General features: G+C 39.5%; 16 protein-coding genes. 7 read left to right on the forward strand and 9 right to left on the reverse strand.

The annotated features are described in order from the left end of the window. Positions 1-53: 53 nt before the first annotated feature. The 4 genes from LG307_RS12555 to LG307_RS12570 form a co-directional block, all read right to left on the reverse strand. Entirely contained in the window at positions 54-461 is a 408-nt protein-coding gene (locus LG307_RS12555; RefSeq protein WP_404442361.1) for a CotD family spore coat protein, read from the reverse strand. A 341-nt stretch (positions 462-802) separates the two neighbouring features. After that, the gene (locus tag LG307_RS12560; protein WP_404442363.1) at positions 803-2,056 is read right to left on the reverse strand and encodes a ribonuclease H-like domain-containing protein; all 1,254 of its coding nucleotides are present in this window, start codon (positions 2,054-2,056) and stop codon (positions 803-805) included. 15 nt (positions 2,057-2,071) lie between these two features. Continuing rightward, complete coding sequence (locus LG307_RS12565; RefSeq protein ID WP_404442365.1) at positions 2,072-4,339, reverse strand: DEAD/DEAH box helicase; 2,268 nt, start codon at positions 4,337-4,339, stop codon at positions 2,072-2,074. Between the two features lie 114 nt (positions 4,340-4,453). Beyond that, positions 4,454-4,666: a cold-inducible protein YdjO-related protein gene (locus LG307_RS12570; RefSeq protein WP_404442367.1), complete on the reverse strand. Its 213-nt coding sequence runs from the start codon at positions 4,664-4,666 to the stop codon at positions 4,454-4,456. A gap of 282 nt (positions 4,667-4,948) precedes the next feature. On the opposite strand from LG307_RS12570, the gene LG307_RS12575 reads away from it, so the two are divergent. Continuing rightward, the gene (locus LG307_RS12575) at positions 4,949-5,413 is read left to right on the forward strand and encodes an Hsp20/alpha crystallin family protein (protein ID WP_404442369.1); all 465 of its coding nucleotides are present in this window, start codon (positions 4,949-4,951) and stop codon (positions 5,411-5,413) included. A gap of 483 nt (positions 5,414-5,896) precedes the next feature. Here the strand turns inward: LG307_RS12575 and LG307_RS12580 are convergent, their stop codons facing one another. Then, complete coding sequence (locus tag LG307_RS12580) at positions 5,897-6,049, reverse strand: hypothetical protein (protein ID WP_169291539.1); 153 nt, start codon at positions 6,047-6,049, stop codon at positions 5,897-5,899. A 138-nt stretch (positions 6,050-6,187) separates the two neighbouring features. Between LG307_RS12580 and LG307_RS12585 the strand changes: the two genes are divergently transcribed. Then, positions 6,188-6,376 (forward strand): hypothetical protein, encoded by a 189-nt coding sequence (locus LG307_RS12585; protein ID WP_404442371.1) that lies wholly within the window; start codon positions 6,188-6,190, stop codon positions 6,374-6,376. A 51-nt stretch (positions 6,377-6,427) separates the two neighbouring features. Continuing rightward, positions 6,428-6,931, forward strand: a complete 504-nt coding sequence (locus LG307_RS12590; protein ID WP_404442374.1) for a GNAT family N-acetyltransferase — start codon at positions 6,428-6,430, stop codon at positions 6,929-6,931. A gap of 41 nt (positions 6,932-6,972) precedes the next feature. Here the strand turns inward: LG307_RS12590 and LG307_RS12595 are convergent, their stop codons facing one another. Beyond that, a complete protein-coding gene (locus LG307_RS12595; RefSeq protein ID WP_404442377.1) occupies positions 6,973-7,599 on the reverse strand; it encodes a YppG family protein in 627 nt (208 codons plus the stop codon). Positions 7,600-7,803: 204 nt separating this feature from the next. Between LG307_RS12595 and LG307_RS12600 the strand changes: the two genes are divergently transcribed. Both LG307_RS12600 and LG307_RS12605 read left to right on the forward strand, forming a co-directional pair. Then, the gene (locus tag LG307_RS12600) at positions 7,804-8,007 is read left to right on the forward strand and encodes a YppF family protein (RefSeq protein WP_404442380.1); all 204 of its coding nucleotides are present in this window, start codon (positions 7,804-7,806) and stop codon (positions 8,005-8,007) included. A 121-nt stretch (positions 8,008-8,128) separates the two neighbouring features. Continuing rightward, positions 8,129-8,293, forward strand: a complete 165-nt coding sequence (locus LG307_RS12605; RefSeq protein ID WP_404442382.1) for a hypothetical protein — start codon at positions 8,129-8,131, stop codon at positions 8,291-8,293. A 44-nt stretch (positions 8,294-8,337) separates the two neighbouring features. Here the strand turns inward: LG307_RS12605 and LG307_RS12610 are convergent, their stop codons facing one another. The 3 genes from LG307_RS12610 to LG307_RS12620 all read right to left on the reverse strand — a co-directional run bounded on the left by LG307_RS12610 (position 8,338) and on the right by LG307_RS12620 (position 10,367). Beyond that, positions 8,338-8,697, reverse strand: a complete 360-nt coding sequence (locus LG307_RS12610) for a YppE family protein (RefSeq protein ID WP_404442384.1) — start codon at positions 8,695-8,697, stop codon at positions 8,338-8,340. Between the two features lie 36 nt (positions 8,698-8,733). Beyond that, the gene (locus tag LG307_RS12615; protein ID WP_404442386.1) at positions 8,734-8,991 is read right to left on the reverse strand and encodes a hypothetical protein; all 258 of its coding nucleotides are present in this window, start codon (positions 8,989-8,991) and stop codon (positions 8,734-8,736) included. A gap of 359 nt (positions 8,992-9,350) precedes the next feature. Continuing rightward, entirely contained in the window at positions 9,351-10,367 is a 1,017-nt protein-coding gene (locus LG307_RS12620; RefSeq protein WP_404442389.1) for a DUF2515 family protein, read from the reverse strand. 94 nt (positions 10,368-10,461) lie between these two features. On the opposite strand from LG307_RS12620, the gene recU reads away from it, so the two are divergent. Both recU and LG307_RS12630 read left to right on the forward strand, forming a co-directional pair. Continuing rightward, positions 10,462-11,058, forward strand: coding sequence for a Holliday junction resolvase RecU (recU, locus tag LG307_RS12625; RefSeq protein ID WP_404442392.1), 597 nt, complete (start codon positions 10,462-10,464; stop codon positions 11,056-11,058). 45 nt (positions 11,059-11,103) lie between these two features. Then, a complete protein-coding gene (locus tag LG307_RS12630) occupies positions 11,104-13,791 on the forward strand; it encodes a PBP1A family penicillin-binding protein (RefSeq protein ID WP_404442395.1) in 2,688 nt (895 codons plus the stop codon). Positions 13,792-13,824 lie beyond the last annotated feature (33 nt).

The raw sequence follows: 13,824 nt of genomic DNA on the forward strand, positions 1-13,824 counted from the left end.
TTGAAGCCAGTTCTTTCTCGTCATTTATCAAGCGAAAGCAAGTTAATACTTGCTTATCTTCCATAGCCATAAGGCTTACATTGACCATGCATTCCGCCAGGTCCCATATGTCCCATTCCAGGACCTTGTTGTGCACCCATTACTTGGCCAGGCATTCCCATTTGACCATAACCAGCATTGGTTTGTGCTCCCATCACTTGACCAGGTTGACCACCCATACCAGGTGCTCCACCCATTCCAGGGCCACCAGGGCCACAATTGAAGTGTTGGTGAGACACAGAATCTACCATGGAATCCGTGTGCGGGAAATAGTGTTTGTGTTGGAACTGTTGGTTGTTTACATATGTTGTGTGTGAAGGATGGATGTGAGGAACCTCTGTAGTAGAATAAAGATTTTTTACACAACATTTTGTAGGATGGACAATTGGTGCCATCATGTTAGGTCTGCATTTGTTGTACATACTTTCGATCTCCTTTCAATTTGTTTTTCTCTTTACATTAACAAACTATGAAAGAAGTGAGATACATGTACTAATACAAACACCTATTTTCTTAATTTAAATACATTTGCCTACCATATTTATAGTAAAATCGTATAGATATTATCCTTTAAATTGGAAAGTCCAAATAACGTAAGACCAATAACAACAAAAAACAAACATAAAATAAATCTAGACAACGTGCTCTCTCTCCCATATATCTAATAGTAATTTTTGTTATTCACAATAGTTAATTTTACATGGTAAAAAGCACGTTGACAATATATGTTTTACAGAAAAACAGACAAAATATGAAATTTTTTTTAATGTCTCGATTTACGCTTTAACCGATCTATTCTTTTTTCCAAATCTGCTAAAATTGCTCGGTTGTTTTTGAAGTGATTTTCTTTAGATTCTTGATAAAAATCCAATGATTTTTCTGCGTAATATAATGCAAGTGAGTAGTTTTTCTCCTTATGCTCCAGGATTTTGGCGATCTCTATTCCTGCCACCTCTCTGCTCAGGTAACTTTCATCGGTAAAACAATTTTGAAAGAGTATTTTTGCCTCACTGTAGTTCTGTTCCTTTTTCTTTAACGTTCCTAACTTAAATGTTGCTTGGGAAGAAGAGTCAGCAATATTACTATATATTGCCTCAGCAGCCTCTTTCTCTCCGAGCACGTCATACCAACGTCCTATTTCATATTCTTCTATTTTGTCTCTTTGCTTACTATCCACTAAAAGCAACCCGGAAAGATGTGCATATAGGGTAATTAGCGTCAAAACATCCCATTCATTGTGTTTTAACACTCCCTTTATTCCTTGCATTTCGTTCGTTTTAACAAAATCAAAATAAATCATAGGTGCCAAAAATCCGGGAATATCATCTTTTCGCTCAATTCCAAGGATTTCTTTTTCTACATTTGCAAGTCTTACTGATTCTAATTTATTCTTCCATAGTCTTCTTGACGCATGTAAAAGGTCATAATGTCCAAAGGCAGGAAGTTTCGGGACATGTTCTCTAATTAAAGTATGCCTTGTTTTTACTTGAGGCCAGTCGAACGCCTTTCCGTTGTAGGTGACAAGAGTTGTATAATCCACTTCCTCAAGGAAACTTTGGTATAGGGCAACCTCATTCCCGGGACCCGGTAAAAGATGTTGCCTTACTATCACCCTATCCGGAAGCACTCTTGCATATCCCAGCAAGAAAATGGTTGTACCTGTCCCGCCACTTAGGCCAGTTGTTTCTGTATCAAAGAAAAATAAATCTTTGGCCTTATGACCTTTTGCAGATAAGGGATGATCCACTTCTGAATATTGCCATTCTTCCATAACAGGTAAAAGATCCCCTAACCGGTATTTTCCATGCTTATAATTCAAATCATATACCACTTCACGGATGAGACAGTACTCTCCATTGGCGTAGTATGGTGTCACACCGTAGGCTTCCCATTCGGTTGCATTAGGAATAGTGGCAGATTCAGACAGTTCTTTTTTCCGCTCCTTTTCTTCGGACCGCGGTTCAGGATTCGGTTGGAGGTGTTTTTTCATTCTGTTTAATTTATTTTTCATACTCATATGCTTTTCCCCCTTTTACACAAGCTTTTGAAGTAAAGAGAGAGCCAATTCTTTGGAGTCTTCATCAGGGTAATCGGCACCGATGCAAGACGGACAACCAGAACGGCATGGGCAATTACCTATTAATTCACTAGCCCTCGTAAGCAACTCATTAATATAATCGTACGCTTTTTCGCTTAATCCGACTCCTCCTGGATAACGGTCATAGAAATAGACAACCGGCTTTTCATCGTGAGTCGATTTAACTTGAGGTACCACTTGCATATCCATCGGTTCACACATCAACAAAAGTGGAGTTACATGTTTAAGGGCATGAGCAATACCCAACAGACTTTTTTCCAGGTCATCCCCTTTCAGACTTTCTGTAATTTCGTCTTCGAGCGTAATCCATGTAGCACTTGTCTGCAGTTCTTCTTCTGGCAGATAAATTGGTCCGGACCCGATGTTTTCATGAGTTTCAAATTTAATTTTCTTAAAAATTGTGGCCATCGCCCTTACCGATACGTCTCCAAACGAAATCGTGCCTGCTGGATATTCGGTCTGTTTGTCCACCTCGAGTACATCTAGGGACACAGCAAGATTCGCGTCGGTAAAATAGTCTACATTTACTTCTCTTACAAATGCTTTCTTTTCTTCCCAGTCAAGCTTTTCTACTTGATATTGGACCCCCTGATGCAAATAGATGGCTTCATCATGAAGAAGCGTCATAGAACTGAAACGGTCCATTTCCCCTATCACCTTGTTTGCAGGTTCCGATGTCTGGTCGATAATTATGACATTTTCCTGTGAGGCTGAACGCAAGCTGATGTTGTGTGCCGGGAAGGCATCATTCATCCAGTGCCATTTCCCTCCATTTTCGTGGAGTACTCTTTCTTCCGTCAAATAATCTAAAATGTCCTCTAGCTCCACTCCGTCAAAGGTATCCCCTTTTTTAAACGGTAACTCATATGCAGCACATTTAATATGATCTACTAGTATAACAAGATTGTTCGGATTGATTCTAGCTGATTCAGGATTGCTTTTCAGAAAAAATTCGGGGTGTTGAATGACATATTGGTCAAGCGGGTTGGAACTTGCCACCATGACGATAACCGCTTCACCCTGCCTGCGACCTGCGCGTCCCGCCTGCTGCCATGCACTTGCTATCGTACCTGGATATCCTGTCATGATACAGACCTGCAATTGACCTATATCTACACCCAGTTCCAGGGCGTTTGTGCTAACAACACCATAAATCTCACCATTTCTTAAGCCTTTTTCTATTGCCCGGCGCTGGGTTGGAAGGTATCCTCCCCTGTACCCTTGAATGGACTTTTCCCCAAGTTGATTTTTCACGAGCTCCTTAAGATACGTTAATAAAATTTCTACGCGTACTCTGCTTTTTGCAAAAACGATGGTTTGAATTTTCTCCTGGAGGAACTCTGCAGCAAGCTTTCTTACTTCTAGGGTTGCACTCCTCCTGATGTTGAGCGGTTTATTGACGATCGGAGGATTATAAAAAACTATATGTTTTTTACTTGATGGGGCTCCATTGTTATTGATAAGTTCAAAAGTTTCTCCAGTCAACTCTTGTGCTAATTCTTTCGGGTTTGCAATTGTTGCAGACGTACAAATGAACGTAGGGTTGCTTCCATAGAATTTACAAATGCGTTTTAATCTTCTAATGACATTAGCAACATGGCTGCCAAACACACCTCTGTACGTATGCAATTCATCTATCACGATATATTCCAAGTTTTCAAACAGGGAGACCCACTTTGTGTGATGTGGCAAAATCGCGGAATGAAGCATATCGGGATTTGTGATAACCACATGTCCTGCTTTTCTTACCTTTTGCCTGATCGTAGGGGCAGTATCGCCATCATATGTATAACTGTTGATTGGCACACCCATTTGCGTGATTATTTCATTCAATTCACTCTTTTGATCCTGTGCAAGCGCCTTTGTAGGAAACAAATAAAGAGCTCTTGCATCATTGTTTTGCACAATTTTCTGCAGCACCGGCAAATTGTAGCACAAGGTTTTCCCAGAGGCTGTCGGGGTGACCGCTACAAAATGCTTTTTATTGACGGCAGCCTCGAACGCTGCTGCTTGATGGGTATATAAAGAGCCAATCCCTCTGTTTGTCAAGGACGCCAACAATCTCTCATCTATCTGAGGAGGAAATGGGACAGTTTGAGCCTCTTTTGGCGCTACTGTTTCCCAATGCACGATATTTTTTGCTATTGATTCCTCATTCTTCATCCAGTCAATAACTTCATATATGGTCTTTCTCCATTTCATTACAACTCACCTCATTGTCTATTCTCTATTTTAGCGAATAAGCGTTCGGTTCGTAAAGCCCAAAAAGAAAAACCAAACACTTGTAAGGTGCTTGGTTTTCCCATTCTGTTATATTTACATCTTCTGATTTTGACTGTAGTTATTGATGACTGCTAGCACTTTGGTGGATTGTGTCATGCCGCTGTGGCATAAAGGACATGTCGGGACTTCGCTTTCACTGTTCTTAAAGTTGTCTCTCATCCAACCATTGCAATCCTCTGATTCACAAACCCATACTTTCGTTTCCTCAGTAACGATCTCTTCTACTTCTCTTCTTCCAAAAGCCATAGTACCACTCTCCTATCTTTTGAGGTGGGGCGCAGTTTATCCTCACTAATATACTCTTAGTATGCCAATATACGAGGAAAAAATAAGAAAAAAATAAAAAAAGCATCCTCGTCATACAATCTCTTCCAGAATATTATAGCATAAATTCATGGTAAATGCATGTTAATAAATGATTTATGAGTTGCAAATTCTGCAGTAAAAGGAAGGGACAAAAAGGATACAGTAACCCAAATAAGCCTTCGTCCATATAGTAATGATAAAGAGCATGAAAGGAGCCTTACCATGAAAGACGAGAAGAATAAGATTTCTAGTAAGAAACTTCCTCAAAATAATATAATGAACTCCATTGATGCGTTTTTCAGCAGTTCGCCAATAAAAGGTATGCTTCAGCAAATGGATAATTTTTTCGGTCATGCATTTACAGAAGCCTCTTTGCCGGTGGAAACAAGGGAAACATCCGGAGAATTCATCATCATATGTAAGCTCCCAGGAATTAAAAAAGAACAAATCACCATTGAGACATTTGATCGCTATATAACCATCGGGGTTAATAACGAAGAACAACTGGAAACCATTGATGAAACTATTCCTTATATAAGCAGCAGCTATTCCATGAAACAACATAAACGCTCCATACCCGTTCCGCCATATGTAAAATTACACGCCCTTCAAGCAAATTATCGAGACGGCCTGCTCCAAATCCGCATACCTAAGAAAAACATCAAACAAATCAAAAATGATGACTGAAAAGTTTAAGAAAAACCAAAAGAAAACGCTTTGTCCTATTACACCTTAGTTATTTAGTAATCGTCGCTGTTTCTTTCCGCAAATGGCTTCGCTTTCCGCGGGACGGTGCTTGAGCCTCCTCACAACGCTTCAGGGGTTTCAACCTACCGTTACTCCCCCGCTGGAGTCTTTTCCATTTGCTCCAATCCACAGCTAGAAGTTACTTGAACTTGAACGAAAGGCTACCTCATTTTCAGTTATTTCGTTTAGGCGCCTTTGATAAATCCTTAGGTGAATGAAATCATCTTCTTGATTGGAGTGGAAGGCGCGCAGACGCCAGCGGGAGGAAGGGACAGGTGAGACCCCGCAAGGCGAAGCCTGAGGAGGCTCACGGACCGCCCGCAGGCAAGCAAAGCGCCTGGAACGGAAATCAACCGTTATATTAGAAGTATCTATTTCTCCTAACACCAAAAGCAGTCACCACTGAGAGTGACTGCTTTTGCTTTAGTTTTTATGTGATTTTGATCCGTACTTTGCATTCTCTTCAGGAGTAGAATCCATCTGAATGCTTGCCAACTCCTTAGACACCTCTTGCTGATGCTGGTTGTTAGGATATTTATTCTTACGCTCTCGATTATCATTTCTATTCGTCATCATAACGCCTCCAAAAATAAAATTCCCTGCCTTAATAGCTTGGATGGAATCATCAGATTTATGATTGGTAATAAAAGTCCAGATACATTCCTACATAAATTCTCCTCTAGCACACAAGATAACCATTAGGAGGTGTAAAAGATGAGCAAAAACTATAAAAAAGTGTATGCCAGCCCATCCACTTCGCCATCACTTGTAATAAAAACCAACCTAGATAACGAACAAAAAGAAGAAAATCCCTATTATAGCTCCTCCCTTAACCACCAGGAAGAAGAAAAAATGGACAACTACTTCTTTGAACAAGAACCAAAAGGCGATTATCATAAATAAATCAGGAGAGAATCTTCTCTCTCCTTTTTCTAAGTTTTAGGAGGGATGAGAGTGAAGATTCGCATCATAAATAAGGGTGACGCAGCTCAATACAAAAGACTGCGCCTCGAGTCGTTACTAAAAGAACCCATTTCCTTCGCTTCAAGTTTTGAGGAAGAACATAATCGGTCATTAGAAGAAATAAAAGATCGCATCCCCGAAAATCAAGATTCCTTTATATACGGCCTGTTCGATGAAGATATCCTTGTCGGAATGGTCGGTTTCCAGCGAGAGAAAAAAATAAAATTTAAACACAAAGGGTTCATATGGGGTGTATACATCACAGAAGAATATAGAGGAAAAGGGTATAGCAAACAGATGCTCGAACATACTTTAACTTCAGCTAAAAGCATCCCTGGATTAAAAAAAATCCAATTAACGGTTGCTGCAACTAATAACTCTGCAAAGAAATTGTATGAAAGCTACGGATTTGCGGTATTTGGATATGAAAAAGAGGCTTTGTATGTAGACGGCTTTTATTTAGATGAAGAGCATATGGCTTTACATATAACATGAGATCAACCCAAAAAAATGCCCTCAAATGAAGGCATCTATAATTATGCTTTAAATGTGGCTGTAATCCCTTTAAACATATTGTTTAACTGGTTAACCGTATTCATCATTTGACCCGCTGTATCCATCATTTTTTTCATATCAACATTCCCGTCCTGTCCTTTGAATTGATTCATAAAGGAGTTCACTTGGGATGTTTGTGGCTTTGCTGTTTGGCCTTGGGTAGGATATGGATTCATGAATGGCATACTCATTTGGTTTGGCATAAAATTACCCGCCTGCCCCCCACCTTGTTGTGGTATACCTTGAGGATATCCGTTCTGTCCCAATCCGTTAAACGGCATGCTTTGGGCAAACCCATTCTGCCCCATACCGCCCATCGGCATCTGCTGCGGGAACCCATTTTGACTCATGTTATTCATCATGTTAAAAGGAAAACCTGAATTTTGCACACCACTTACTGCAAACGGCATTGCATTCATGTAGTCCGGTAGCATTCCTTGTTGGTTCATCCAGCCTCCGTTCATAACCTGCTGTGGAAACATACTTTGCATCATAGATCCACCGCCAGCATTAGGCAATAAATTATTTAAAAAAGGAAGCTGACTTAACATATTCATATTCCTATTATGTGATAAATGTCTAGGTCTAGCGTACATTCTCCTAAACATTCAAATCCCTCCTCTTTTCTAGCTATATATAACGTATGATGAAAACCGGGAAAGGTGCCTATAACATCCAACGGCTAAAGGGTTTAATAACTAGTAAACACGCTCTGATTTTGTCCTAATTTGTCGGAAGTTTCATTTTTTCAAAAACAAGAAAAATTTATTTTGCATGCTATGATGGATTTAACTTCAAAAGGGGGGATTGGATTGGTACTTGAAGAGTTGCGTCATAAATTTATCAGTTGTAAAACCTATGAACCGATGGAGCAAAATGAGTTGATGGATTTTTCCAGACAATTATATCTAAGGGGAGAACTAACCATTGGGCAATTCCGCAATCTCATTCGGGAGCTCGAGTCAAAAGGTGCTGTACCGCCAAATACGTTTGAAGACATTTTAGAAGTAACATAATAAGCATTAGCATAGGAGACCTGAATGGGTCTCTTTTTTGTACCAGGACTACAAAATAATATTGCGTAATGAGAAGAGCGATTACGTGGAAAGCTAAGAAGGATATAAAGGAGGGATTTATATGAGTCGCGGAAAAAACTTTAACCATAAGAATAAAGGCCACGAACCTACAATTGGTGCAAAGCCAGCTGAAAAAAAGGTGTTCGAAAAAGTTGAATATGCCATTGAGCCAGTGGCTACAGCTGAGGAACGACCTGTGACAAACAAAGCAGTAAAAGACCGTTAAAAAGTAAAAGCCTGGTCTACGTGATCAGGCTTTTTCTGAAAGTCCTATAAATTTTTTGAGATGGTATCGTTTAATACATATCGAATGGATTGTATCATACCTTTAAAACGCTTTTCACGGGTATCCGGATAAAAGCATTGAACGGCAACCATATTTATATTTTCAACCGTGCTATCTATTTGTTGGACGTGAATATACTTGGGTTTTTCAGATAGAATCCAGTTTTTTACCGTATTCTCCCATAGGCCGACAGTCTCAAATACTTGATCAGCATACGGCTTTACTGTTTGAAAAAAATCAGGTTCTTGCTGATTAGCTTTTGCTTTAATAAAATTCTCTTCCATTCTGTCCAGTTCCATCAATATATCTTCAGTTAATTCCCTTACATTTGTATTGCCAGACATTTTGCTTCACCTCTAGCAATACATTACCATAACTTTTTATACAGAGTAAGCACTCTGCCTAAAATCAATCGGTTTTGGAGAATGAATTTTCAGCAACCGCTGCTCCCCCATCACTTTTTCCACTTCATCTAGTGTGACATGCAGCCGTTTAATTTGATGCTTCATGACTTCTTCCATTTCCTCACGTTCTATTTTAAGTGAATTTGACATTGTCTCTTCTAAAACATCCATTTGAAGCATCATTTCATTGAACAAGTCCGCAATCTCATTTCTAGAAACAACTACATTGGACATACAAATCCCCTCCATACTTTACTTTGTTAGTTAATAGTTTCTGCGTCCATCCTCTACTCCCTTCCTGTGCGACAAAACTAGAAGCATTTCGTCAAAGAAAGTGTTTATTTGCAAAAGACCACCCATTTTTCGCATGATTGATTGCCTCTTTGTAAAAAATAAGACGGTAAAAAATAATGTCTTAGGAGGTCAAACCATGTCCAAACAAAAGAAGAATCAACAACAACAACAACACAAAAATCAAGTAGAAAGCGCACCAGGACAGGAAGATAAAAAGTTAAAAGGGCCAAACCGCCCATCCACCTGATATCATTCCATACAAAAACAGCTCTGCATCGGAGCTGTTTTTGTATGGTTTTCTATAACCACTTCTTTAAAGCGATTAGGCTATGCAATTGATGTTGTTTGTGAATAAACCATTTTGTAAGATCTATTTTTTCCCTATCGAGGATAGACACCTCTTCTCTCCACCGAGATAAATGTCTTGCCTTTTTAAAAACCCAATCATCTTGAAGAAATGGTTGGCGAGGAATGACTGGATAAACAGACCGAAGAAATGGTGTTTCTCGAAATAAATTCTTTTTTACATACTGTTCATAATCAAATCGTGACCCCGTATGTTCAGTTTTTTGAGAAAAATGAACAAATGAATATTGAAAATCATCATTAAATAGAAGATTGGCCAACTTCTTGCCCAATTCGATTCTATTATGAAGTTTTTGAAAACCATGTACCGAATATCCATACAATTTTCCTTCAACTGTTGGAAAAATGACACAACTGAAATGTCCAAGATCTTGAAAGGTGTATACACTTGTTCCAAAGACTTTTCTTTTTAATTTTTTATTATGTAGTACCGGTTCTTGTATAAGATTTTGTTCATTAATAATGAGGGAAGTCATCAACCTTCCGATATCCCTTTTCTCCCAAAAATACTCCCACTCCGCTTCCATAAAGCAGGAAACATGAAACGCTTTTAATAAATGAAAGAGTGGTTTGTTATATTTCACGGACAACTCATATAGTAGTAATTGTGGATAGGCATCGGTAAAGATCATGGAGTTTGCTAATTCATAAGTAAGAAAAATGGGATATCTCTTCTGCCATTCTAAAGCGAGCTTGAACCATCTACCTTCCAGATCCGTCATATTCCATCCCGCATTTCGCGATACCATGCTTGCCAAAAATGCCCAGCGGATTTCTTTGTTTCTATCATAATAAGTTGCATATGCTTTTGTCCTAGAAATATTGTCAACATTGTATTTCGCTGTATTTTTTCTAATAGTAGTGATAAAATTATTTTCTTGAAAGGAGTACTTGTATTTATATCTTCTTTCTAGAATTTGCGAATAGAGAGTGACATGTTTCACGTACATATTCTCCTCCTTTCAATCAAAAAGTGACAAAGTTTACAAAAAGATGACGTTTTTTTCTAATATAAGATTAGTTTTAGTCTAGAGGGGGAAATTTATGACTATACGTTACCCAAATGGTAAAGTATTTCAGGCAAGCAGCAGTTCGCCTTCCAAAAAGACTGGACCAACATTGTATGGCAACAGAGGCATGAGTTTAGAGGATGATCTCCATGATTCCAATATGTATTACCTCCACCAAGGAATTGCTGTTGTCCATAAAAAGCCGACACCAATCCAAATAGTCGATGTCCACTACCCAAAAAGGAGTGCAGCAGTAATTAAAGAAGCATACTTCAAGCAAGCTTCTACTACAGACTTTAACGGAGTATACAAAGGAAGATATATTGATTTTGAGGCAAAGGAAACAAAAAATAAAACTTCCTTCCCTCTACAAAACTTTCATGAGCATCAAATTCAACATATGCGGCAAGTGGTGAAACAAAATGGAATCTGTTTCGTCATATTAATGTTCCGTCTTTTTAATGAAGTGTATTTGTTGCCGGCTGATAAATTATTTCTTTATTGGGATAGGAAAGAATCCGGTGAAAGGAAGTCTATCACAAAACAAGAGGTCGAGCGTGAAGGCTACTTAATCCCTCAAGGTTATCAGCCAAGAATCGATTACATCAAAATAATAGACATGTATTTTTAACAGCTCCGGAATTACTGTATGTGTGAAGAAAGGCAGGTCTGAAACATGACTGAAAAGTATCAATCAAGAGAACAAAGACGAAAAGCAATGGAAGAAGAACGCAGTGCCAATTCCGGCACAAAAAGGAAAGGACCGAAGAAGGGTATTTTCAAGAAAATATTTTTATCTGCACTTATCATAGGAATTGTAGGATTAGTAACTGGTATTGGAACTTTTGCTTATTATGTTCAAAGCACTCCACCGTTGGATGAGACCCTACTTAAAGTACCTGTCCCCTCCAAGGTTTATGGGATGGACGGAGAGTTGGCTGCTGAAATAGGCGGGCACGAAGCCAGGGAGTATGTTGATTCTGAAGATATTCCTGATCTTGTAAAAGATGCCTTCTTGGCAACAGAAGATGTTCGCTTTTACGAGCATAATGGTGTCGATTACCGACGTTTGGCTGGAGCAGTATTGGCTAACGTTACAAGGGGCTTTGGCTCTGAGGGCGGTAGTACCATTACACAACAGCTAGTGAAATTATCATTTTTATCTACTGATAAAACTTTAAAGAGAAAAGCGCAGGAATTCTACTTGGCCTATCAACTAGAGTCCCGTTTTACCAAAGATGAAATTTTAGAAATGTACTTAAATCGCATTTATTTTTCAAATTATGCATATGGAATTTCCAATGCTGCGAAAAACTATTATGGAAAATCCCTTGACGAGTTAGAACTGCATGAAGCAGCCATGCTTGCAGGACTCCCACAAAGTCCAAACAATTATAACCCTGTCACAAATCCGGAAAATGCTGAACAACGCCGGAACATCGTATTAACTCTTATGGTGAAACACGGAAAGATAACACAGGAGGAAGCGGATGAAGCAAGAGCAACTCCAGTAGACTCCACTTTGACAGATGATGTGGAAAAGACGAATTACTCTAATAAATATAACGCCTTTATTGACCGCGTGATTGAAGAAATTTCAAACCAATTGGGTGATGTAGACCCTCAAGCAGATGGCTTAGAGATTTATACTACCCTTGATGTAAATGCACAAGAACAAGTGGAATATATTCTCTCCGATGAAAGTGGCATTCCGCATCTGGAAAATGAAGATTATCAAGCAGGTATTGCTTTAATTGATACCCAAAGCGGTGAAATTCGCGCCATTGGCGGTGGTAGAAATCACATGAAGACTGGTACCAATTATGCAACAGACATTAGGGTTCAACCAGCTTCTGCTATTAAGCCAATCCTTGATTATGCACCTGCTATTGAATACTTGGATTGGTCCACCTATCATCAAATAAAGGATGAACCTTACAGTTATTCTTCTGGAACGGAAATTAATAACTGGGACAACAAGCATAAGGGTTCATTAAGCATGAGACAGCATCTAGCAGATTCTCGTAACATTCCTGCATTAAAAGCTCTTCAAGAAGTCGGGTTGGATAGAGCACGAGACTTTGCTGTAAAGTTAGGTATACCACTTGAAGAAGAAATTAATGAAGCTTATGCAATTGGTGGATTTACCAATGGAATCTCCCCTCTTCAAATGGCTGGTGCTTACAGTTCATTTGGTAGCGGCGGAGTATATACCGAACCATTTGCCGTAACAAAAGTTGTCTTCCAAGACGGTACTAGTGTTAACCTTAACAAAGAGTCAGAAGTAGTCATGAAGGATTCAACTGCATTCATGATTACAGATATGCTTAAAACATCTGTACGCAGCGGGTTAGCCACAGCAGCAAATGTACCTGGATTGAATATTGCGGGTAAGTCAGGAACCACAAACTTCTCTGACGGTACCATATCAGAATTTGGAATACCTGAAGGTGGTGTACCAAGTACCTGGTTTGCTGGATATACCCCAACCTATACCGCGGCAGTTTGGACCGGTTTTAGACGAACAGGCACAGATAACTATTTACGACCAATAGACGGGTCGAATCAAGACCAGTATTTATCCAGAATTATTTTCAAACAATTAATGGAAAATATATCCACTACAAATGAAGACAAAGCAGACTTCCCTGTACCAAACAGTGTTGTGCGTGTTCCAATAGAGAAAGGATCAAACCCTCCTCTCAAGGCAAGTGAATTCACGCCATCTGATCAGGTTACGAATGAGTATTTTGTTAAAGGAACAGAACCAACAGAGGTTTCCAAAGAATATGATAAGCTTCCGGCTCCATCTGGATTTACTGCGAAGTACGACGAAGAAGCAAATGTCATTAATCTGAATTGGAAATATCCTGAAGAACGATTAGAAGGTGTCACATTCACTATTAATGTAGCTGTTAATGAAGGTTCTCCTCAACCTCTGACTGAAACGAAAGATCTTGGTTTGGTTGTGGAATCACCAGATCCTGGTGCTACTTTTACCTTTGAAATTATAGCTGTTCAAGATGAAAACACCGAGAATAGAAGCGATGCAGCATCACAGTCTATAACAATTCCTGAAGCAGTCGAAGAGGATGATGAAAGTATCATACCAGAGATCCCAAACCCGCCAGGTGATGGCGAAGAGCCTCCTGCTGACGGCGAAGAGCCTCCGGGCGACGGTGAAGAGCCTCCAGGTGATGGCGAAGAACCTCCTGCTGACGGTGAAGAACCACCAGGTGATGGCGAAGAACCTCCGGGCGATGGCCAAGGACCTCCGGGCGACGGTGAAGAGTCTGATGACGCAAATACACTAAGCAACACAAACCGAAATGGGCAACGCAATGATTCAGAAGACGACGATTAATACAAAAAAGGGCTACCTTCATCGGTAGCCCTT

Origin of the sequence: Sutcliffiella horikoshii, assembly GCF_044809035.1 — a bacterium.
GTDB lineage: Bacteria > Bacillota > Bacilli > Bacillales > Bacillaceae_I > Sutcliffiella_A > Sutcliffiella_A horikoshii_G.

Coding starts and splice junctions, on each gene's coding strand:
- LG307_RS12610 (WP_404442384.1), bottom strand. CDS start 8,697: ATGTCTGGCAATACAAATGTAAGGGAATTAACTGAAGATATATTGATG.
- LG307_RS12555 (WP_404442361.1), bottom strand. CDS start 461: ATGTACAACAAATGCAGACCTAACATGATGGCACCAATTGTCCATCCT.
- LG307_RS12630 (WP_404442395.1), top strand. CDS start 11,104: ATGACTGAAAAGTATCAATCAAGAGAACAAAGACGAAAAGCAATGGAA.
- LG307_RS12570 (WP_404442367.1), bottom strand. CDS start 4,666: ATGGCTTTTGGAAGAAGAGAAGTAGAAGAGATCGTTACTGAGGAAACG.
- LG307_RS12605 (WP_404442382.1), top strand. CDS start 8,129: ATGAGTCGCGGAAAAAACTTTAACCATAAGAATAAAGGCCACGAACCT.
- LG307_RS12575 (WP_404442369.1), top strand. CDS start 4,949: ATGAAAGACGAGAAGAATAAGATTTCTAGTAAGAAACTTCCTCAAAAT.
- LG307_RS12580 (WP_169291539.1), bottom strand. CDS start 6,049: ATGATGACGAATAGAAATGATAATCGAGAGCGTAAGAATAAATATCCT.
- LG307_RS12620 (WP_404442389.1), bottom strand. CDS start 10,367: ATGTACGTGAAACATGTCACTCTCTATTCGCAAATTCTAGAAAGAAGA.
- LG307_RS12595 (WP_404442377.1), bottom strand. CDS start 7,599: ATGTTTAGGAGAATGTACGCTAGACCTAGACATTTATCACATAATAGG.
- LG307_RS12585 (WP_404442371.1), top strand. CDS start 6,188: ATGAGCAAAAACTATAAAAAAGTGTATGCCAGCCCATCCACTTCGCCA.
- LG307_RS12615 (WP_404442386.1), bottom strand. CDS start 8,991: ATGTCCAATGTAGTTGTTTCTAGAAATGAGATTGCGGACTTGTTCAAT.
- recU (WP_404442392.1), top strand. CDS start 10,462: ATGACTATACGTTACCCAAATGGTAAAGTATTTCAGGCAAGCAGCAGT.
- LG307_RS12565 (WP_404442365.1), bottom strand. CDS start 4,339: ATGAAATGGAGAAAGACCATATATGAAGTTATTGACTGGATGAAGAAT.
- LG307_RS12560 (WP_404442363.1), bottom strand. CDS start 2,056: ATGAGTATGAAAAATAAATTAAACAGAATGAAAAAACACCTCCAACCG.